This window comes from Acinetobacter sp. Tol 5, from assembly GCF_019702905.1.
GTDB classification, from domain to species: domain Bacteria; phylum Pseudomonadota; class Gammaproteobacteria; order Pseudomonadales; family Moraxellaceae; genus Acinetobacter; species Acinetobacter bereziniae.
In genome coordinates, this window is sequence record NZ_AP024708.1 from 3,380,666 (window position 1) to 3,401,565 (window position 20,900).

Sequence of the window (20,900 nt, forward strand, 5' to 3'; positions counted from 1 at the left end):
TTTCTTCTGCTCTTGCTCCTCATTTTATAACCTGCTATAGAATTAGCACCTAATTTAGTACCCCAAATAATTTGTTCTTGATAATTGCACATCCCTTTTTATCCGCACTCATATACAGGATTTTTACATTTTCACACCAAGTTCTTTTAACTTTTGTTGAGCTTCAATGTTTCCTTGCATTCCAGATTTCTTTAACCAGATTACAGCTTCATTTATATTTTTGTTTTTGTCTTTGTCTAGTAATATTAGTGCTAATTGAATTTGAGCATTTTCATGATTTTGATTAGCAGCCAATCTATAATAATACTCTGACTTATTTAATTTTTTTTCTCCACCTATTCCTCTTAAATACATAATACCTAATCCATTTTGAGATGGTGCATCACCTTTTTTTGCTGCTTTTTCTAGCCACTCTTTAGCAACTTTTTCATCTTTAGGAAATCCATCTATTCCATTTAAATAATTCATTGCGACATTATATTGTGCATCAATATTGCCTGCCTTGGCTAACTCTAATTCATAGCTTTTTTCATATGAAGCACTATTTGCACATCCACTAAAAATTAAAAATATACTTAAAATCATCAAAATTTTCATAATTACTTACTCTACAAACCATTGATATTCATTGGAGTTGGTTTAATATAATTCCCAAATTATGAATCCTTACTATCAAGACTTTTTATAAAAAAATTAATTACCATAAGAATGCTAAAAATCACACCAACAAACAAAACAAACAATGAAAAATAATAACTAAATGATTCATTAAAATATATATTTAGTGTTCTCCTTGCCCTACATTCTTTATAATGAAAGCATGTGAAAAGCATTTCAGAAATAAAATATAATACTAAAAGAGAACAACCACCTCCATTTTTTATAAACTTATAAAGCATCACAATTCCTACAGGCATCAATAATCTTTACATTATAAATTTTATTATTTATCTTCATTGCAAACAATTTCATTTACCTTTGAATTATCATCATCAAAGCTTAAAATATAAATTTTCGATGACAAGTATTTACCATCACTATTTAATATCGAACGATGCTTTATTTTATTTTTATTATCACAATTTAAAAAAATTTCCGTATATTCATAATTTTTAATATTATTTATTTCATAATAAGCATAATCTACAACTGTTTTATTAAAAATTAAATAATGCAAATCTAAATCTCTTTATCTATAAAATTCTTGCCTATAATTCTCAGTTTTATTTTTTTAACATCTGTATGTATATGCTCTCCGCCCAAAAACCATTCATCTTTTTTTTGAAAGTCATCGACATTAATAATTGGCTTATAATTTTGAGCATTTATCAAACCACTAAATATAGAAAACAAAAAAAATACTGATAATTTTAAAAAATACTTCATATATTACAACCGTCTTCTCTTAATAATAAAAAATAAATATACAATACTAATAACTATAAATAAAACACAAAATATTATTGTAAACATATATTCGCTAGACCCATTTTCAACTAATCTACTTATCTTAGTTAAGCCACAATAATTATTTATTAAACAATTACCACCTCTATATAGTAGAATAGAGATAACTACTATACATACAAAAATTTCATAATAAACATTTTTCAATTAAGCATACCTTCAAAACTGAAATTTTACAAATACTCTTAACTATTTTTAAATAATTCATTAAGGCTAGTGTAAAATTTTATTCTTTCATAAAACATGATTCCTCCAACCACTTTATTGAGATATATTTTTTCCAACCTAACACAATATAATCCCACATAAAAAATATAATATTAAAAACAATAAAATTATATCTTTATGATATTTACTCGAATTTCGAATATTAAGTTCGCAACTCTATCTCACATTATTTTCTTCGCTACTTTTCTTCATTAATTTTATTATCAATTATAAAACTCCTATTTACTCACGAGATTCAAATACTTTTATAGCTTCTTTATTTTTATATAGATAAGCCATTTTCAGCCATTTTTCAGCTTCATATTTTTTATTACTCTTATAATAATCATACAATTTCATCATTGATTCTGAATCACCTAAATTAGCTGATTTTTCTAACCACAATATTCCTTTTCCTCTATCAGCGGAATTATCTTTATCTAAATATAATTTACTCAAATATATATATGCATCATTATTTTGTTGTTCGGCTGCTTTTTCCAACAACTTTATAGCTTTTTCTTCTTTATTATTATCCTTTTCAATGCTATTTTTTTCTAATATTCTTCTTGCAGTCTGAACTAATGCATTTGGATGATTTTGTTTTGCTGCCATTTCAAAATATCTCTCAGCTTCATTTTCATTTTTACTCACTCCCTTTCCCTCTGCATATAATATTGCTAAATTATTCTGAGCAGAAGCATCACCTAAATCTGCTGCTTTCTTAAACCAATACATTGCTTTTTTATCATTTCTTTCCTTTCCATTTTCACCATATAAATAGTCCATTCCCAAATTATATTGATAATCAGTATTTTCATTTTGGCTAATATTTAATGTTTCTTCATTAGCATTAACTGTTTTCTGGCTTGCATCGCTGCAACTAGATAAAAACAAAAGGTTAAATGTAAAAAATAAAGTAGTGATTAACTTCATAGAGCACTCTTAAAAAGGAAACTGTATATTAATTGGATGATTTTTACTCGGAGGAGTCATATCTAATGCTGGAGGGGTTTTTTCTTTAACAGTAGGTCTAGCTATTGGAGCTGGATTAAAATGCGAACTCGCAGGTTTATTTGATCGTCTTTTGTCGAAACAACCATTAGGACCACATTTTGGAGGTTCATTTAAACCACAATATTTCCAAGTTTCTTTTACCCTTACTACTTTTCCTAAAAACATTCCTACTCCAGCATTTGTAGTAGCAGTATTAGTATCAAATTGAATATTAGTAACAGCGCTGCCTAATGCCGTTACCCCATATTGAGCCCCTTTCCCTCCTGCGGAAGCATTGGCTGCAGTTCCTCCCCACGCTCCTTTTAATCCATCTGGATAAATTGTTGCATTATTATCATAAAGTTGTATTCCACCTTTTGTGCGTCCCCCTGGTGCCAACCCCTTACCTGTTCCTAAAGCTATAGTATCAACCTCGACCTCAACCTCATACTTATCAATACATTGTGACTTTAAATTGTATTTACCTTTACTAAAAAGGTCAAAAGATAAAACCTCTTCTGTTCCATCCCATAATTGTAAACCCATCGGATCAATCCAACGCAAAGTATTAAGAACATAAACCGAGTTATTTAACCCACCATTCAACCCAATCGGGTCTTTACTCACATACCTTGCACTATACGGCTCGTAATAACGATAACGATTATAGTGTAAACCTGTTTCTTTATCGTAATATTGCCCCTGAAAACGAATATTACTATGTCCAAATGGGTTGTCTTGTTCGATTGCCTTAATTTCTAAAGCTGTACCCCATGTGTCCTGTTTAATTTCCCAAATACACTCGCCTAACTCATTGCTTAAGGTTTGTGGTGTGCCCACTTGATCACAGTGATAAAACGCAACACGTTCCAATTCAGCTTTGTTCTTTCGGGTGTCTGTTTTCCACACTGGGTCTTTATAAATCGAATAAGGGACATCTTGGAATTGACGATAATCAGGTGTTTCTATCAGTTGAATAAAACGGGTATAGCCTGTTTGTAATAACGGTACAAAGCTATCTGGTTCATAAACATAGTGTTTGGTGTAGTTTTCTTTTTCTTTGTTTGATCGTTGCGACTCCCAAATCATCAAGTCACCATCCCAACCAAATAAAGTCAGACTATCCTCAGTGGCATTTTTCTTAAATAATCGACGTCCAAATACATCATAACCATAGTTTGTAATTTGACCATTGTGATCGCTTTTTATCAGTCGATTAAGGTTATCCCAAGTCAGTTTTAAGGTCTGACCTGATTGACTGGTTTCAATCACATTGCCTTGCGCATCATATTTGTAGTGCTTGCCTTGATATTGGGTGATCAGGTTATTTTTGACTTGTGATGTTTGTGTCGCAATCGGGTCGATCAAGTTCCCCGCAGGATCAAAACTAAAGCTTTCAGAACTATACAGGTTTTGCGCTTTAATTAAGCGTCCAATTGGGTCGTATTGATAGCTTAACTTACCTAATCGGCTGTCATCCACCTGAGTCAGTAGGTAGTTGTTATCGTAGTGGTAATGTCGTTCTGCTTGATGTTTTGCTTGTTGTAATTGGGGTTGTTGTAACTGATCGAGTGTTTCTTGTTCATGTCGAATGATTTGTGAACTGAGTAAGCCCATATCATTATAGTTTTTGTTTTGCACCAAACCATTGGCAAGCAAGCGTGTGGTTTCTCGGTGTAAATCATCTCGCTGAAATGCCACCATGTCTTGTTGGTTAAAAGCAATGCCATAAATATGCCCTGAGCCATAGCTGAGATTGGCTTGGACTTGTCCATCGGGTCGGATGGTTTGGGTCAAATTGCCCAATTCATCGTATTCGTAACGTAGCACTGCGCTCAGTGCAGGCAGATTCGGGACTTTGTAGTGTTGGTGTTCTCGTACCAATTGTCCAAGTGGGTTGCGATAAAAGTCAATTTGGCTTTCTGCATTGCTGGCTTTGCTCAATTGGCTATTTAAGTTGTATTCAAATTCTTCAACTTGACGATGTCGAGTCTGCAAATGGGTATAGGTTTTTGATGCAATCGCTCCACCCTGATGGTAGCTAAATTCAGTCAGAATATTCGGTTGACGGATTTGCGATAGGAATCCATTCTCATCATAACTAAAGTGTTTTTCTTCTCCATCAAAGGCTTGTTCACGGATCAATTGCCCATAACGGTTGTAGTCAAATAAGTATTCAGCATGGTTTTGGTTGATCAGTTTTTGAATCCGACCTTGTTTGTCCCATTGGTAGCCGATTTGGTGTCTATTGGCATCAATGCGTTGTTCTAATAACCCAACTGGGTTGTATTGGTATTGGGTGATTAAGCCTTTGCTATCGGTATGTTTGAGTAGACGCCCTTCTTCATCGTGTTCAAATTGTTCTTTTAATCCATCAGGATAAATGATGGTTTGCAACTGTCCTTTGTCTTTGCCTTGAGTGCTATATAGATATTGGACTTGTTGTGCATCCGCAGCAGCTTGTGCTGTCAGTGTTCCGTCTTCATCATATTCCCAAGCACTGCTTTTTCCTGAACAGTCGGTATAGGAGATCATTTGCCCAAGGTCGTTATATTGGATTTTCTTTGAGCCACCTTTGGCATCAATCACTTCAACCAATTGGTTGTCATTGTTATATTTATATTGGGTGGTCTGCCCTAATGGGTTAATGTCTTTGCTGACATTGCCATCAGCATCATATTCTTTCTTCCAGATATTGCCTTCAGGATCTTTGGTTTCGGTCAGGTTGCCTGCTTCATCATAGGCAAACAGGATGATGCCACCATTCGGCTGTACTATTTTTACCAGTTGATCTTGGTCATTGTACACTTGTTCGGTTTCAAGCCCTGTAAAGTCAATTTGTCGGGTAATGCGTTTTTGACGATCACGGGAAATCCACTTTTCTCGACCATCGGCTAAACGGGTACGGTAGGTAAAGCCATCTAAGTCGAAATAGTAATGGGTTGGCACATCATAGGCATCATAGACCGCAACTTGACGTAAGCGTGGATGCCATTCTAAGCGGGTTTTAAAACTGCCATCATCTGCCCATTCTGCAATCGCTTTGGCTTTGGGCGAGGTCGATTCATAACGAATGTTTTGTCCACGCCCTGTACGATCGGTATAGCGAGTCAATTGATGGGCTTGGTTATATTCATAACTGCGCGTATGCCCATTTTGATCCGTGGCTTTAATCAGGTTGCCTTGTGTATCGTATTCATAGCGTGCTAAGGGTTCTGCTTGTTCATCAACAAATGCAGCAATGATTTTGGCTTGTTCGTTAAAAGCAAATTTAAGTAAATGTTTGGCACGTTTCAATTGGAAATCGATGCCCTGCAAGTAGGCAAATTGTTCGTATAATAAATAGGTCAGTACGACTTTTTCATCGGTCTGTTCATTGAATTGTTGGACCAGATGGTAATGTTTTCCAGCATTAAAACTATGAAAATGGAAGTTCCAGTCTGAACCAAAGTTGAGTAATAAATCTCCCTGTTCATAGGGTGCGACACTAAAACCTTCAAAGGGAACTTGATAGCGTTCATCGACAATCGAGGCTGGTAGTTGGTGTTTGCGCCCATTGCTGTCGATAAATAAGTAGCCCTGTGCGTTGTGTATGATCACATTGGAGAATGGCATCATCCATCGTGCACCGATCATACTGTAGTCAAACTCATTCATCTGTGAGTTATATTGTCGGCTAAAGGCAAAACCCAGTTTAGGTAAATAGAAGTCTGCGTGATTGACCCGTTCAGCACCAATCGCATAGCTGATACTGTGCTCTGTTTTGGAGCTTTGATCTTCAATCAATGTTGCACAAATCGGATCATTTAACGCATCAGGCTGTAAGGTCACAAACTCTAAAATATCACCATTGATATGCTGTTCATGTTCGCCTGTTTGGTTGAGGGGGACGCTGGCTGTGGCTTTTTTTCCCTGTGTTTGAATGGCGTTTAGGGTTTCTTGAATCAGCCAAGCTAGGCTATATCGTGTACCCGCATTGCTTTGTTGTTGGATCGCTGTAGCAAGTAATGGGGCGGCTTTTTGAACTTCCGTTTGCAAAGTTAAATGAGGCGCTGAAATCTTTGCAGTCATGTCTGCTTGTGCGGGTGCGCCCAACAAATCAATCAATGGCTGCGCCCAATTGCTAAATTGTAGGTTGGGGTCTCGCTTTTCAGCTGTTGTGCCTGTAGTCACTGTTGGCAATCCACCTGCCACACTGGTGGTAAAGGCTTGCAAGATTGAAGACCCCAGTGTTGTTGCACTGGACAGTAAGCCTGTGAGTTTGGCTTGTGTTTCTTGTAGGAATTTTTCTAAATCCCCTGCCATCTGTGCATTTAAGTGCAACTGCATACGACGTAAGTCGGCTTCTTTGATTTTGCCATTGGCTGGATATAGACACTCAGCCATTAACCCCAACATTGGACGTAATGCCATACGCACATGAGCTTCGGTGTTCGGTTGTAAAAATAAACCGATTAAGTTCATGCTCAACAATGCTGCTTGTTGTACACCGGCATCAGCTTGTTTGGGTTCTGCGGCAAATAGAATCAGATCTAACACACTACCAGACAATGCAAAAATATTGGCAACTGTCGGGATATTGGCACTGGCTTTGATTTGTTCGAGGCTGGTATTTCCGCATGCTTGTAGGTATTTCTGAATTTGGTGCGCAATAAATTTATGGTCTTCTGTATGCGTCACACTGGCTAAGTTAAATACTGCCAATTCGACTGCTGGCTTTGTATTGTTTGTGCGAGATGTTTCTGTTGTATTGGACCCTGCGGTCTGGTTTTTACTGTCTATAAATGCCATGGGCTTAACCTTAATACGTTTTAATTTTTAATTTCAATCAAGAAAAATCTAAAAATACTCAATCACTTATTGCGTGCACTATATACATCTGGATCTTCAGGCGTGGTTTTGCGTACCGTCACTTGTTTGGTGACATAACGGGATTCTTCTAAATCCATACGCACCACATCTTTATCCATATTATAAATCGACTGCGGTTTTTTCACCTCTTGAGGGGGTGAAACAGGCGAAGTGTTTTGGGTCAAGATGGGTGAAGGCTGACTTACAGTTTGAGGAATACTCTGGGCTATGGTCGGTGATGAAGATGCTTCGCCTTTGCGCGTGGTAATGCTATACGTCAAGAACCGAGAAAAATACTCGTCCTTTTTCACAAAATCATCGACCACTTTTACAGGCGTATCTGCAAGGTTTTGACCTGAGCCAAAAGATTCTGCGACAAACCCTTGTCCTAATCCCGAACCGAAACCTGTTGCTGATGTTAAGTTGGATAACAAACCACTGCTCTTTTGAGCGAAGGCAGCTGAAGCTTGATCTTTAAAGAAATCGATACCTTGGTCTTTGATGTTTTGTAAGGTTTGGCTTGGATTGGCAATCATCTGTCCAACATTCATCATCTGAGATGGAGACAGATTTAAATTCATTGCTGAAGAGACTGAACCTAATGCACTTTGAGTAAATTGTTGTTTAAACTGCCCTAGACTTTGTGTTCCAAGGTCTTTTAGAGCATTTTTACCCATGTTTTTTTGGGAATCACCATTCAGTGAGAACAAATTATCCTTAAGTTGAGACATCATATTTTGTCCCATCGATTTTAAGGCATTTTGGGCAAAACCAGTGACGCCACCGACTGCTTCTTCTGACCATGTATAATCACGATTAAAATGACTACCTTGATTCCAAGCACTACGCGGATCGGTTTCAAATTCAACTTTGGCAGGTCCAGGTGCAATACCTGTCACTTTTGCAAAACCATTGCCATCCAATTTGCCAGAAACTTGCTTGCCAAATGAATCAATGACATTAAAGCCTGTTTGCTTAAAGAAATCCTTTCCACCATAACTTTTCAGTAAGTCCAGTGCCCCTTTCATTGGATTCGATGGTGGAAGTTGTGCTGATTTACTGACACTGGCACCCGGCTTAAAGGTATGTTGCCCTGCATTGACTTCGAACTTTCCACCTGTTTTGGGGAAAATTCCTGAGCCATTCAATGCGATTTGCGATGAACCACCAGTAATCAATACTTCTTTCGGGCTACTGATTTCTATTCGGTCTTCAGTCGAAGAAATGGTGATTCCAAGCTTGGCAAATACATCTAAAGCATTTGACTGCGCATGAATATTAAATTTACCCTGTGCCGCAATAAAGTTTATGCCGCCCTGTGCCGCAAATAAACTCACTTTTCCTAACGCATGTCCCAACAGATTTTTTTGGGTACTGAAGTTAATACTGTCGCCTGCACTATGATTGATAATGCCTGTTGCTGAAAGGTGAATATCTTCAGGCGTACTCAGGGCAATGCCATCAGCTGAACTTAACAGCATGATTGCTTTTTTATACTTGGCAATATCTTTTTCAATTGCTTCAGCAAAAGCTTTCAGTTGCTCAATCGACTCAATTTCATCGGTCTTTTGGTTTTTAGCAATATCACTTAAAGCTTTACTATTGGTCTGACTGCTTTCAAGTTGCTTTTGGGCAATCTCACTCTCTAAATGATCACCTTTGGCTTGATCTTGAGCATAGGTCGAAATCAGTAAGCCTTGCCCTGCGCGTAATGCACCCCATTGGTCTGTGCGTAATTCAAAGCCCTCACCACGATCATCACTTTCTGCTTGATCTTTTGGATGACTGAGCTTTCCAAGATTCAGTTGACTCGCGCCATGACTACTCTGTAGCTGACTGCTAAGTTGCCCTTTAGTATCATCAAAGCGTAGCTGATTGTAGCCACTGCCCTGATATTCCTTACTTTTAATCCCTGATAACTTTTTGGTATCTGGCAGTTTGCCTTTGCCATCAAATTGAGTTGGATGACGATATCCTTCATGGATGCGCCCAACGATGAATGGTCTGTCAATATCCCCCGCAAAGAAATCGATAACAACAACCTCTCCAATACGCGGTAAGAATCTTGCCCCATAGCCTTCACCTGCCCACGGGGTCAGCACATCGACCCAAGCCGAGTCGGTATCATTGTCATTCGAGCCTGCACCACCATCATGCGTATTGTCTTCATTACGGGTAAACAGAAAGCGGACTTTGATGCGCCCCCATTCATCGACATGGATTTCTTCGCCACTTGGACCCACAACAATTGCGCGTTGTGGTGATGCGATCGGACGGTGTTGCAGTGGATTATATTCAGGAACAATCGCAATATTACGTCGTATTAGCGTCAGTGTATTGGCTTGGCGTTCCTCACTATTGTTTGTGGTGATATTGGTGATTTGCCAATCACTTTGTTTTAACAAAGTTTCGACTTGGTTGGTTAAGTCTTTCGGTAAATTATTTTGGTTATAAAAGGTTTTGGATATGATTAGAAATTGCCGATCAGCAGCATCTTTTAGATTTATGCTTGGATGTTCATTCAGTTCGAAATGATAGCCAACCTGCGCATCTCGTACTGTCGAGATCGCAGTAAATTGTTTGGCTTGCACATTATAGTAATTGCTGAGGTTTTGGTTAAAGCGCTCAACCTGACTATTGCCCGATGGCGTTGCACCATCTTCTCCATTAATATCTTGTATCCATGCAGGGCTAAAGTGCCATGCTTGTTCTAAACCTAGGCTGGCATTGTCATAATTTTCACTATGGTTGTGTTTACTTTGAACGCTACCAGCACCTTCATCTGTATCTAATACATCGGCTTGCCAGCGTTGAATATGGACTGAGGTCGGTTGAAGTGAACGTTGTCCTGTAAAATGAATGATTGAATCGCTCGCTTCTACAGCGGAGCTACGATGAAAACGAATGTTACGGCGTTCCAAGGCACTAAATTGAGCGTTATCATCGATTAATCTTAACTTTTGTGCTTGAATTTGTTCAGTTGTATTCGGCACTTTCAGCTGAGCTTCATCAATTAGCCAATTAATTCCTTCAGCTCTCATCAAACGTGTTAGAAAGTCGAAATCACTTTCAGATTGCTGCATGAGGAATGGACGGACATCATAGTCTTTGGTCAGTCCGCTCTTGTCTAAAGTGAGGCTTGAAGCAAACAGTGGGCTACGTTGCACCCATTCCTGAAATACGGTTTGAATTACCTCAACAGCCGACTTCGCCATAAACACACGGGAATTTCTACGATGCTTCCACAGTGCGGTTGGGTCTTCAACCTTAAGACGATAGATGCAAAGAGAACCATCACTCGCGCCTGCATCTGCATGGGTGACAATTCCTGAAATTCGATTGAGTTCGGATTGATCATTGACGATATCAACAGCGACTTGAGCACCAATAAACTGCTTTAAAGGTATTGCTGAATTTGTCGAAAGACAGATCAATTGCAGTTGAATTCCCTCATTCAACTGATGTGTGCCCTCAATGCGCTGAAGAAAAACTTGATCATTGAGCGCGGTATTTGAAAATTGCAAATGTATGGCGCGCTTTTGCGCTGTAAGTCCCAACTGCTCTAGAGCAACATAAATATTGTTAGACATGGTTTATTGTTTGATTTTAGATTGTGATGTAGTGTACTAAAAAATAGCGTCAAAGTCTAGACAGACCTGTCTACATTATCTCAATAACATTGATGAGTTTTTCTCAAGTTTCAATTACATAACATGATAAAGAGAATAAAGTTTCACCTTATCACGAATCTTAGAAAGTGCCTTCAATTTTATTTTTAGACTGAACTTTGAGTCTTTTCATTTTTTAAGATTAACAATCAAATTTTAATTATTTTTACCGTAAAAATTAACCCTCTAAACTCAGCTCAATTTTTATAAAATCAAGTCGACACGTATGTCTGGTAAAAATCTTCTTACAACACTTTCTATTGCTTTATTCAGCCTTTCTATTTCAGCCTGTAATGACAGTGATTCAAATGAATCCAATGGCAGTGTGGGAACTCAAAAAAAACCGAACATCTTATTTATCATGGCGGATGATCTCGGATATTCAGATTTAGGCGCTTTTGGTGGTGAAATCCACACCCCAAACCTTGATGCACTGACCCAAGAAGGTCGTATTTTAACCGATTATCATACTGCACCTACCTGCTCACCGACGCGTTCACAATTGATCTCAGGCACTGATCATCACTTGGCAGGGATTGGAGCGATGGCTGAACTTACTCCTGCGCATTTAAAAGGACAACCTGGATATGAAGGTTATTTAAATGAACGTTCCCTTTCAATCGCAGAGGTGCTTAGAGACAATGGTTATCGTACCTATATTAGTGGAAAATGGCACTTGGGTTTAACCCCTGAAACCAATGCACAGGCCAAAGGTTTTGATCACTCATTCACTTTGTTACAAGGCTTGGATTTACATTTTAAACAAGCCCCTACGGCCTATAAACGTAATGCCACCTATACCGAAGATGGCAAACAAGTTGCAATCTCATCACTGCCTGATGATTTCTTCTCGACCAATTATTTCACCGATAAGCTACTCAGTTATTTAGAGTCTGGTAAAAACTCAGGTAAACCCTTCTTTGCTTACGCGGCTTATACAGCGCCACACTGGCCAATTCAAGCACCAGCAGAATATCGCGATCGTTATCGTGGCGTGTATGATGTTGGTTATGATGCGATTCGTAATGCCCGTATTGCACGACAAAAACAGCTTGGACTGATTCCTGCCAATTTTACGGCTGCTGAACCGATTGCAACACAAAATGCCCCTCAAAAATATGGCAAATGGAATGAACTTTCCGCTGAACAAAAGGCTTTAGAAGCACGCAGAATGGAAATTTATGCGGGCATGGTGGAAAACTTGGATGCCAATATCGGTCGTGTCATTCAATATCTCAAACGTAATCATTTATATGACAATACCTTAATTTTCTTTGTTTCTGATAACGGCGCTGAAGGTTTTATCCGAGGTAACTATGGTGCAGAGTCAGGCTTTGACAACAACTTAAATAATGTTGGTACAGCCAGCTCTTATCACTATGTTGGTCCCCGTTGGGCTGAAGTCAGTGCAGCGCCATTCCATTTATGGAAAGACACCGCAGGTGAAGGGGCGACCACCGCGCCAGCCATTGTAAAACTTCCAAACCAAACTCAGGCTCAAGCAATTCATCATGGCTTTGCTTCCGTACTGGATGTTTTCCCAACTGTGTTGGAGTATGCCAATATTGCTGTTCCACAAGGTCAATACAAAGGACGTCAAATTAATACCCCAAGTGGTTACTCGTGGAAATCTGTACTAGAAAATAAAGCACAATTGATTCGCCCAGCTCAATTTAGTTTTGCGGATGAACTGCATGGCAGTAAATATGCTCGCCAAGGAGACTGGAAAATTGCTTTACAAGGCAAAGCTGAGTTGGGTACAGGAACTTGGGAACTGTATAACTTAAACAATGATCGTGGTGAAACCAAAAACTTGGCGCAGGACAATCCAACAAAAGTACAGGAACTCATTGAGGTATATAACAAATACACCCAACAAAATGGAGTGAAGGAATACAATATTCAATGAAGCTTCAGCCTGTTCCCATTTTATTGTGTAGCCTGTCACTTATGGCAGGCTGTAGTAAGGTACAACCTGATCGCCCTGCACCACAGCAACAAACTCAATTGGCTCAACTTGGCACATTAAAGCAATGCCAACAATATTCAGGCTTACCAGAGGCGTGGGGGCAAAACCCAACCGCAGGAATGGTACGGATTCCCAAAGGTTCATTTCAGCTCGGTTCTAATCAAGCTTATCCAGACGAAATCAATTTTGGAGAAAAGCAACGTCAGGTTGAAAGTTTCTGGATCGACCAAACGGAGGTTACCGTTGCCCAATTCTCCAGTTTTGTAAAGGCAACAGGCTACATCACAGATGCTGAAAAACAGCATCAAGCTGCTGTATTTTCTCCGAATAAGCAGACGCCTCAACAATGGTGGCAACTCAAAGCAGACTATACGTGGAAAAGTCCAAATGGTGCTAAAGGTCAAGCACCGCTGCCTGCTGAACCCGTTCGCTATGTCACTCAAAATGATGCCGAACATTATGCTGTTTGGTTGGGGCATGATTTACCCACAGAACAAGAATGGGAATATGCTGCCAAAGCAGGATCGACCACAGATACACCATTACACCAAGCGCCAGAAGATGCACATCAACACCCTCAAGCCAATTATTGGCAAGGTGAATTTCCATTTAATAACACACAAGCAGATCACTTTGAAGGCGTTGCTCCAGTGGGCTGTTATGCTGCAAATGCCTTTAAATTGTTTGATATGATTGGTAATGTTTGGGAATGGACCTCATCTATTTATCGAGGGGCACACGATCAACACATGGGGAATTATGCAGATCTTCGTCAACAGCGTATTGCGGGTACTCAGTACGTGATTAAAGGCGGTTCTTTTTTATGTGCTTCTAATTTTTGTTCTCGTTATCGCAACAGCAGTCGCTACCCTCAGGAGTTTGATTTGGCTGCGACACATGTTGGCTTTAGAACTGTTTTACGTGCACCTTAAACACAATATTTCCAACGATAAAAAAATAGAGTCAAAAAGATTACCCATCTTCTGACTCAACCTGTTTTGAATGGATAAAACAAATTCATGATAGTGATCAAGCCCACAATGCGCTTGATCACGACACTGATTTAGAATTTTGCTTCAAATCCGACTTTGATGGTTCGCCCTGGGATTGGCATACCGATCACTGTACCCGGATCAAAATTATAACGGTTGGTTAAGTTATCAACATTAAACGAAAGGTTTAGATTTGGATTCAGCTTATAGCTCGCAAAAAGATCAACGATGGTTTCTGATGAAATCTCAGTCACGGCTCGACCACTCACCCCCGTACCTGCCAACCAGCCTTTCGGATTTTTCTTCTCAGAATGATACTTCGCTCGCGCTCCAATGATCAGTTTATCTTCCAACAAGTGTTTACCTACGGTGATATTAAAAATCTTACGTGGTGGTAAACGTGTTGAGATTAAACTCCAAGAATCCCCGACTTCGTTACAATCACTTTTGCTTGCTGGGCAGACTTTAGGAGCTTGATATAATGTGCCGTTGAAACTGGTAAAGAAACTTGGATGCTGATAAGCCAGATTAAACTCCAAACCTTTTAAGACCACTTCTTTATAATTGATGAATGTATAAGAGCTTGTGTAGGGAAGAATAAAATCTGGAGTAATCTGATTGGGAATATCCTTTTTTTGTACGCCTTGCGTGAGAAAATCACGGGTTTGATTATGGAAATAATTAATGTTGAATTTTAGCTGATCATTTTCAGCCCAAAGATTGTCACGTTTTCCAATCAAGCCAAATTCAGCAAGGCGTGCGTTCTCTGAGTGAATCGGTAAGTCAGGATCATAACTAAAGGTTTGATTGGATACTGTCGATTCGAATAAACTTGGACTACGGTAGGTATTGGATAACTTTCCATAAATATCAATACCGTTCATAAATTGATAGTTTAGTTGTGCCATCCAATCTATTTTTCCGTCAAACTCACGAAGCGCATAGCCTTTATCAGTCAAGTCTGAATTTGCGACGGGGGTCATTGCCCGATGCTGATCGCCATAATCTTTCACTTTTGCCTTGTGCCATTTACTGCCTAAGCTCAATGTATAGTTCTTAAAAAGATAGTCTCCGTTGAGGAAAATAGAGGACTCTTGACGTAAACCATTTCGCGCAGTTTCCCTCTCAATGAGGTTTTGTGGCTTCATTCTTTGTTCATCGTAGGTCAGACCATAGTTCAAAGTTAAAGCATCAATTTTACTGGTATTTTCTAAGTTAATACCGCTACGATAATCTTGATAACTTCCCCAGTATTGATCACCGTAACTTGCATTCAACATACCCAACATACCGTTATGTTGGCGGTACTTGGCGTTGGTATGCCAAATGCCTAACTCTAAATCAATCCAATTGTTGTGCTTTGGTTTATAAGTATAACTTCCACTAAAAGCATTGATTGCTGCTGTACCCAGCGACCATTGTGGCATTTTATAAGCACCTTCAATATATTGAGGCAGTACATATTCACCATCTATATAGCCCCACGGTGGCGAGTTAGGATCAATCACTTGAGATCTGTTCCAGTAAACAGCCATCACCTCACCCGCCTTTTGCATGTGACGACGCATATTCACTTCGACCCGGTGTTCATCTGTAATGTTTATGCCTGCTTTAATGATGCCTGAATCACTTTTATAACTGGTATTCACCACTTCTTGACCCGGACCCACATCGACAATATCTCGATCTAGATAGTATTCAATGCCATGTTTACCTGCAAAGTAATTGCCCACTTCCCGTTTACTATACGCTGCAACCAAATCGAATATCTCATTGCGATACGCTGCTGCAATTGTTCCAGCGCCATTTTGAAAATTGTTGGAAGAAAGTTTATTGCGTAGCAAATAAGACATTTGTTCACGTTCATTATCTGAGATATGTGGCGTTTTATTGTTGTTATAAAAACTCCCTTTTAACATCACACCTGATTGACGATCAGGCAATAAGATATCATCAGCGTTAAGCGTACGCATTTTAACGATGCCCCCAATTCCACCAACACTGAATTTGGCACGTGAAGCACCTTTTTCGACTTCAATTTGACTGATTAAATCCATGTCGATATAGGTACGGTCACTTTCTCCTTGATACCCGCGAAAGGTATGACTCGATTGTAAACTTCCATCAATCACAATAGGAACACGCCCCTCACCTTGCATTCCTCGAATGCCAATATCAATTGCGCCTGCTTCATTACGTAAGCTATTGCTTTGAACACCAGCCATGTCCGAAAACACATCTCCATTCCCCGTTCCTCGAAAGCGGCTAATTTGCTCTCGATTGAGTTGGGTTGTATTGACCTTATCTTGATAAAGTTCAGCATTGACTTTGATTTGTGCAAGCTTGACATAATCAGTATCAGACGAATCTAAAGCCATCTGCTGATTTTTAATGCTTTGGCTATGATTTATAGCTCGTTTTGCAGCCGTAGACTTAGGCATCAAATGATAAGTCGCACCCTGTTTTTCAACTTGATAAGGTTGCTCTACCAGTAAATAATCAAAACCATTCTTTACACTGTAATACCCTGTAATTCCTTTACTTTTTAATCCTTTGAGCATATTTGCATCATAACTCAGCACCACGCCCGATTGAGCAGCAAAAGTGGATAATACATAACCCAACTGATTGCCTGTAATTTGATAATATTTTTCAGAGGATGTTTTTGTTGATGCTGCGACATTGGGAGTCAGTTGTGCATAAACACCACCAATACATAAGCATTGTATTAAAACGGCCAAGCTTTGTTTTTTAAACTTCATATGAACGCCTACTTGTGAATGATTTTCATTTTCAATAATCATTACCCAGTGACTTTTAAAAATATGACAAAAAAAATTATTTATTTTCTGATCGGGTCCATATCCAAAACAAACACAGGCTAAACACTGCCAATATGCTGAGTTTCAGATGTAAATGTAATGAAGACAGGAGCAACATCGTTACAGCCAATACCATGCTCACGGTCATCATCCACTTGCGTGACCGTGAAATGTGCTTAAAACCACCCTGATACTGCGCCATTAAAAGACGCATATAACTGTTTTGATGAAGCCAACGATGTAATCTCGTTGAGCCTCTTGAGGCAAAAAAAGTAGCTAAAAAAAGAAAATCAAAAGTTGGAATTCCAGGCAATACCACACCGATAATCGCGGCAAAAATACATAAAACAGCCAAGATCACACAGATGATCCTGACTAAATGAGATGAATGTATCCGCTTAGTTTGAGGCTCATCCAAACACTCAACTCGGCTTTTGCGTTTAGACGAATGCTGATCAAAGAGCGAAAGATCTTTCTTCATTGCTTTAATGGATGTTTTTTAATAACAATCCGAAATAATCAAAAGAGGTGGTCCCACATGTTTGAACAACTAAAAGCTTATTTATAAGTGATACTCTGCTCTAGTTAAGCTACCTTATTTTGTTGTGGTAGCTGGTCATAGTAAAACTCATCTGGAGTCATTTTGTCCAGACTCGAATGAGGTCGTTTCAAATTATAAAATTCAAAATATGCGTTTAATTGCTTCTTCGCATCCAAAACATTGCTGTAGGCTTTGAGATACACCTCTTCATATTTAACGCTCCGCCATAATCGTTCAACCATCACATTATCAACCCATCGACCTTTACCATCCATGCTGATTTGGATGTCATTTGATTTCAATACATCAATAAATGCATCACTGGTAAACTGACTGCCTTGGTCTGTATTAAATATTTCAGGTCGACCATATTTTTCAATAGCTTCATTTAATGTTTCTATGCAAAATGTAACCTCCATACTAATCGATACTCTATGCGCAAGTACCTTGCGGCTATGCCAATCAATCACAGCACATAAATAAACAAAGCCTTTTGCCATAGGGATATACGTTATATCCGTAGACCACACTTGATTACTGCGCTGAATAGCCAATCCTTTGAGCAGATATGGATATTTGCGGTGAGCTTGATTAGCCTGGCTTAAATTTGGTTTGCAATATAACGCATTAATGCCCATTTTCTTCATTAAAGTACGTGTATGACGTCGTCCTATATGATGTCCTTGACGATTCAACAAATCACGCATCATACGGCTACCTGCAAAAGGGTATTGCATATGTAACTCATCCATACACCGCATCAGCTTCAGATCTGATGCACTCACAGGTTTTGGGCGATAGTAATAACAACCACGGGAGACTTTCAGCAGCTGAGCTTGCTTAGATACTGAAATCTGAAGTGAGTCATCGATTAACTTTTGTGGTTGAAGCGGCCCAGTTTCTTCAACACACCTTCTAAAAAATCAATTTCTAATGCCTGCTCACCGATTTTTGCATGTAGTTTTTTTAGATCGATGGGTGGTTCTGTTGGAGCTTTTGATTGATCGAAAGCTTGCGAGGAAGCTGAAATCAGTTGATTTTTCCAGTCGATAATTTGGTTTTGATGAACATCAAATTCAGCACTCAATTCAGCAAGTGTTTTTTCTGCTTTAATCGCAGCAAGTGCTACCTTAGCTTTAAAATCATTTGAATGATTTCTTCTTGGTCTACGTGCCATAAAATACTCCATATATTGATGTTTATAACATCATTTGGGGAGCAAAATATCACTTATAAGTGTTGTTCAAATTTCCTGATCCACCTCTAAATGCCTGTCGAGCACCCTCAATAACTTGATCTTGTTGTTGTTGAGAAAGTTCTGCTTGATCTAGTTCAGCAATAAAATGTTTCCAAACTTTTGCTCTACCCTCAGGATAAGCTGCCAAATTGCGTGCACCAAATTCAGCTGAAAAGCCCAAATGTTGTTGTGCTTGTTTAAACAAAAAGGCTGCGCCTAAAGTCGAACCTTCTGAAACATAGATCCAACCTAAGGCTTCAGCAAAGCCAATACCTTCCGTCATTAATTTTAATGACTCGACTTGCTGGTTTAAGTCCTGCAAATCCAGTAAAGCTGACTGTGAACGTCCACGGATATCTAAATCAGAAATCAATGCAGCGATCTCAGCGAGGTCGAATACATTTTCCACATTTTTTTGAAAATAGTATTGTGCCAAAGTAAATTGAGCATAATGCTGAACATCTTTGAAGACCTGTGCCTGTTCCATCAGTTGGTGCATATATTCATGCTGGCTGGCGGTTTCATTTTTTAAACGGAGTGCAAGACTGTTTAATGCGAATGAAGCGGTCATAAAATTTCTCCAATTTCGGTGATTTAACTGTATTACCCGTTATGTTTTGAAAAACTGACATTGTTTTTCGATTATTTTTTTGTTTTTTCACGATTCGTTTGAATTCTCAGCAAATGATCACTGAAATACCCTTCAACTTTGACTGGATAACTTAATTCAAGTGCTGTTTTTAAGGTGCTAAAATCGTTTACAGGATATGAACCCGAGACCTTTAAAGATTTTAGATCTGGGTCGATGTCAACATATTGGTACTGATAACGAGCAACTTCTTTCAGCAATTGTTCCAGGGGCATTTCAAAAGCCATCACCATTTGGTTTTTCCAAGCCAAAACGTTTGGATCAAGCTTTTGCACGGTATTAAAATGCTGTTCATCAAAACAAATTTGCTCACCAGCATGCACTGTTTTAGTTTGTTTAGAGCGGTTTAAACTGACTTTGACGGCACTTTCAATGACGCCCAAACAGGTATTATTTTCATTATTCTTTAAATATTGAACATTAAATACAGTGCCCAGCGCCTGTAAATTTGCTGATTCGGTTTCAACAAAGAATGGGCGATAGTGAGCATTTTGTTCTTGGGCAGTGTGGACTTGTATTTCACCATAATGCAAATACAAGCTTCGTTGTTGTGCGGTATAACGCACATCTACTGCGCTTTGAGTATTTAATTGAAGTTGCGTTCCATCTTCAAGTTCAACCTGTTTCTGTTGACCAACAGAGCTACTATAATCTGCCCACCAGTGATACTTATAGTCTGTATTCCAAAGCAACATACTGCCAAACCCGAATAAACCCACAACAATGAATAATTTGCTCATGTTAAATTGAGCTTTTTTATTGGCTTGGACAATCAGCCTTTGTCCATCATCGGGAAAGGTATTGAAGCTGTTTAACAAACGTTCTGCCTTAGACCATGCAGCTTGATGCATTGAACTTTGCATTTTCCATTGCTCAAATTCAGCTTGCTCCGTTTCATTTAATGTGGCTTGTTGAATTTTGATGATCCATTCCGCAGCTTCTTGATAAATTTGCTGATGCTTCATCTCAGCATTCATCCATCAGTGCTAAGCACTGACTCAATACTGCGACTAAATCTCGCATCACTGTACGTGTTGAAACGTTTAAGCGTGTGGCAATTTCTTGTTGGGTGAGACCGTCTAATTGCGACCATACAAATACCTGTTGTTGACGTTCAGGCAGTTGATTAAGTAATTGATTGATCAAGCAAAGAGACTCTATAGCTGACAACTTTTGCTCAGGTGTAATCTCATCAAAGTGTGGACTTGCAGACAGCTCTTCTAAGTAGGCTTTTTCAATTGATTTACGTTGATACCAGTTAATCAATATTCCCTTTGCGACGGTTGTTAAAATTGCACGAGGCTGATCAAAATATAACTCATCTTTGCGTTTTAAAATGCGCACAAAAGTATCATGGGCTAAATCAGCAGCATCTTCACTGTGATTCAAACGACGCTTTAACCATTGATACAACCAAGAATGATGGTGGCGATACAGCTGAGTGATAGGATCAGACATACTTAAAAGAGAATGAGAATTATTATTAATATCTTAACAAAAA

At 38.8% G+C, this 20,900-nt stretch carries 14 protein-coding genes; 2 read left to right on the forward strand and 12 right to left on the reverse strand.

The genetic code is table 11. The annotated features are described in order from the left end of the window. Window positions 1-123: 123 nt before the first annotated feature. The 6 genes from TOL5_RS15785 to TOL5_RS15810 all read right to left on the reverse strand — a co-directional run bounded on the left by TOL5_RS15785 (window position 124) and on the right by TOL5_RS15810 (window position 11,111). On the reverse strand, window positions 124-597 hold the full coding sequence (locus TOL5_RS15785) for a tetratricopeptide repeat protein (RefSeq protein WP_199995906.1): 474 nt from the start codon (window positions 595-597) through the stop codon (window positions 124-126). A 346-nt stretch (window positions 598-943) separates the two neighbouring features. Next, window positions 944-1,177, reverse strand: a complete 234-nt coding sequence (locus tag TOL5_RS15790; RefSeq protein WP_121775884.1) for a hypothetical protein — start codon at window positions 1,175-1,177, stop codon at window positions 944-946. Between the two features lie 2 nt (window positions 1,178-1,179). Continuing rightward, the gene (locus tag TOL5_RS15795) at window positions 1,180-1,386 is read right to left on the reverse strand and encodes a hypothetical protein (RefSeq protein ID WP_198114767.1); all 207 of its coding nucleotides are present in this window, start codon (window positions 1,384-1,386) and stop codon (window positions 1,180-1,182) included. A 531-nt stretch (window positions 1,387-1,917) separates the two neighbouring features. Next, on the reverse strand, window positions 1,918-2,610 hold the full coding sequence (locus tag TOL5_RS15800) for a tetratricopeptide repeat protein (RefSeq protein ID WP_121775861.1): 693 nt from the start codon (window positions 2,608-2,610) through the stop codon (window positions 1,918-1,920). A gap of 9 nt (window positions 2,611-2,619) precedes the next feature. Continuing rightward, window positions 2,620-7,461, reverse strand: coding sequence for an RHS repeat-associated core domain-containing protein (locus TOL5_RS15805; RefSeq protein WP_228740292.1), 4,842 nt, complete (start codon window positions 7,459-7,461; stop codon window positions 2,620-2,622). Between the two features lie 62 nt (window positions 7,462-7,523). Then, on the reverse strand, window positions 7,524-11,111 hold the full coding sequence (locus TOL5_RS15810) for a type VI secretion system Vgr family protein (protein WP_221260501.1): 3,588 nt from the start codon (window positions 11,109-11,111) through the stop codon (window positions 7,524-7,526). A 304-nt stretch (window positions 11,112-11,415) separates the two neighbouring features. Between TOL5_RS15810 and TOL5_RS15815 the strand changes: the two genes are divergently transcribed. Then, window positions 11,416-13,098 carry an arylsulfatase gene (locus TOL5_RS15815; RefSeq protein ID WP_139420524.1) on the forward strand — a complete coding sequence of 561 codons (1,683 nt, stop codon included), beginning with the start codon at window positions 11,416-11,418 and terminating at the stop codon, window positions 13,096-13,098. Next, window positions 13,095-14,090, forward strand: coding sequence for an SUMF1/EgtB/PvdO family nonheme iron enzyme (locus TOL5_RS15820; RefSeq protein ID WP_139420523.1), 996 nt, complete (start codon window positions 13,095-13,097; stop codon window positions 14,088-14,090). The genes TOL5_RS15815 and TOL5_RS15820 overlap by 4 nt, the downstream gene beginning before the upstream one ends. 131 nt (window positions 14,091-14,221) lie before the next feature. Here the strand turns inward: TOL5_RS15820 and TOL5_RS15825 are convergent, their stop codons facing one another. From TOL5_RS15825 to TOL5_RS15850, 6 genes are all read right to left on the reverse strand, one after another. Continuing rightward, window positions 14,222-16,912: a TonB-dependent receptor domain-containing protein gene (locus TOL5_RS15825; RefSeq protein ID WP_221260502.1), complete on the reverse strand. Its 2,691-nt coding sequence runs from the start codon at window positions 16,910-16,912 to the stop codon at window positions 14,222-14,224. Between the two features lie 76 nt (window positions 16,913-16,988). Next, window positions 16,989-17,453: a YbaN family protein gene (locus TOL5_RS15830; RefSeq protein WP_151781585.1), complete on the reverse strand. Its 465-nt coding sequence runs from the start codon at window positions 17,451-17,453 to the stop codon at window positions 16,989-16,991. A 104-nt stretch (window positions 17,454-17,557) separates the two neighbouring features. Further along, window positions 17,558-18,702, reverse strand: a protein-coding gene (locus TOL5_RS15835; RefSeq protein ID WP_085944219.1) for an IS3 family transposase whose coding sequence is annotated in 2 segments (ribosomal slippage) — window positions 17,558-18,438 and window positions 18,438-18,702 — 1,146 coding nt in all. Because the reading frame shifts where the segments join, the coding sequence is not laid out codon by codon here. Between the two features lie 37 nt (window positions 18,703-18,739). Beyond that, window positions 18,740-19,321 (reverse strand): biliverdin-producing heme oxygenase, encoded by a 582-nt coding sequence (locus tag TOL5_RS15840; RefSeq protein ID WP_221260503.1) that lies wholly within the window; start codon window positions 19,319-19,321, stop codon window positions 18,740-18,742. 71 nt (window positions 19,322-19,392) lie between these two features. Further along, a complete protein-coding gene (locus TOL5_RS15845; protein ID WP_058971983.1) occupies window positions 19,393-20,364 on the reverse strand; it encodes a FecR domain-containing protein in 972 nt (323 codons plus the stop codon). Between the two features lies 1 nt (window position 20,365). Next, window positions 20,366-20,857: a sigma-70 family RNA polymerase sigma factor gene (locus tag TOL5_RS15850; protein ID WP_058971975.1), complete on the reverse strand. Its 492-nt coding sequence runs from the start codon at window positions 20,855-20,857 to the stop codon at window positions 20,366-20,368. Between the last annotated feature and the right edge of the window lie 43 nt (window positions 20,858-20,900).

What these genes read in the sequence shown, in the direction of transcription:
- TOL5_RS15795 (WP_198114767.1), bottom strand. Translation starts at nt 1,386, where the DNA reads ATGAAGTATTTTTTAAAATTATCAGTATTTTTTTTGTTTTCTATATTT.
- TOL5_RS15845 (WP_058971983.1), bottom strand. Translation starts at nt 20,364, where the DNA reads ATGAAGCATCAGCAAATTTATCAAGAAGCTGCGGAATGGATCATCAAA.
- TOL5_RS15800 (WP_121775861.1), bottom strand. Translation starts at nt 2,610, where the DNA reads ATGAAGTTAATCACTACTTTATTTTTTACATTTAACCTTTTGTTTTTA.
- TOL5_RS15785 (WP_199995906.1), bottom strand. Translation starts at nt 597, where the DNA reads ATGAAAATTTTGATGATTTTAAGTATATTTTTAATTTTTAGTGGATGT.
- TOL5_RS15815 (WP_139420524.1), top strand. Translation starts at nt 11,416, where the DNA reads ATGTCTGGTAAAAATCTTCTTACAACACTTTCTATTGCTTTATTCAGC.
- TOL5_RS15840 (WP_221260503.1), bottom strand. Translation starts at nt 19,321, where the DNA reads ATGACCGCTTCATTCGCATTAAACAGTCTTGCACTCCGTTTAAAAAAT.
- TOL5_RS15850 (WP_058971975.1), bottom strand. Translation starts at nt 20,857, where the DNA reads ATGTCTGATCCTATCACTCAGCTGTATCGCCACCATCATTCTTGGTTG.
- TOL5_RS15805 (WP_228740292.1), bottom strand. Translation starts at nt 7,461, where the DNA reads ATGGCATTTATAGACAGTAAAAACCAGACCGCAGGGTCCAATACAACA.
- TOL5_RS15810 (WP_221260501.1), bottom strand. Translation starts at nt 11,111, where the DNA reads ATGTCTAACAATATTTATGTTGCTCTAGAGCAGTTGGGACTTACAGCG.
- TOL5_RS15825 (WP_221260502.1), bottom strand. Translation starts at nt 16,912, where the DNA reads ATGAAGTTTAAAAAACAAAGCTTGGCCGTTTTAATACAATGCTTATGT.
- TOL5_RS15830 (WP_151781585.1), bottom strand. Translation starts at nt 17,453, where the DNA reads ATGAAGAAAGATCTTTCGCTCTTTGATCAGCATTCGTCTAAACGCAAA.
- TOL5_RS15820 (WP_139420523.1), top strand. Translation starts at nt 13,095, where the DNA reads ATGAAGCTTCAGCCTGTTCCCATTTTATTGTGTAGCCTGTCACTTATG.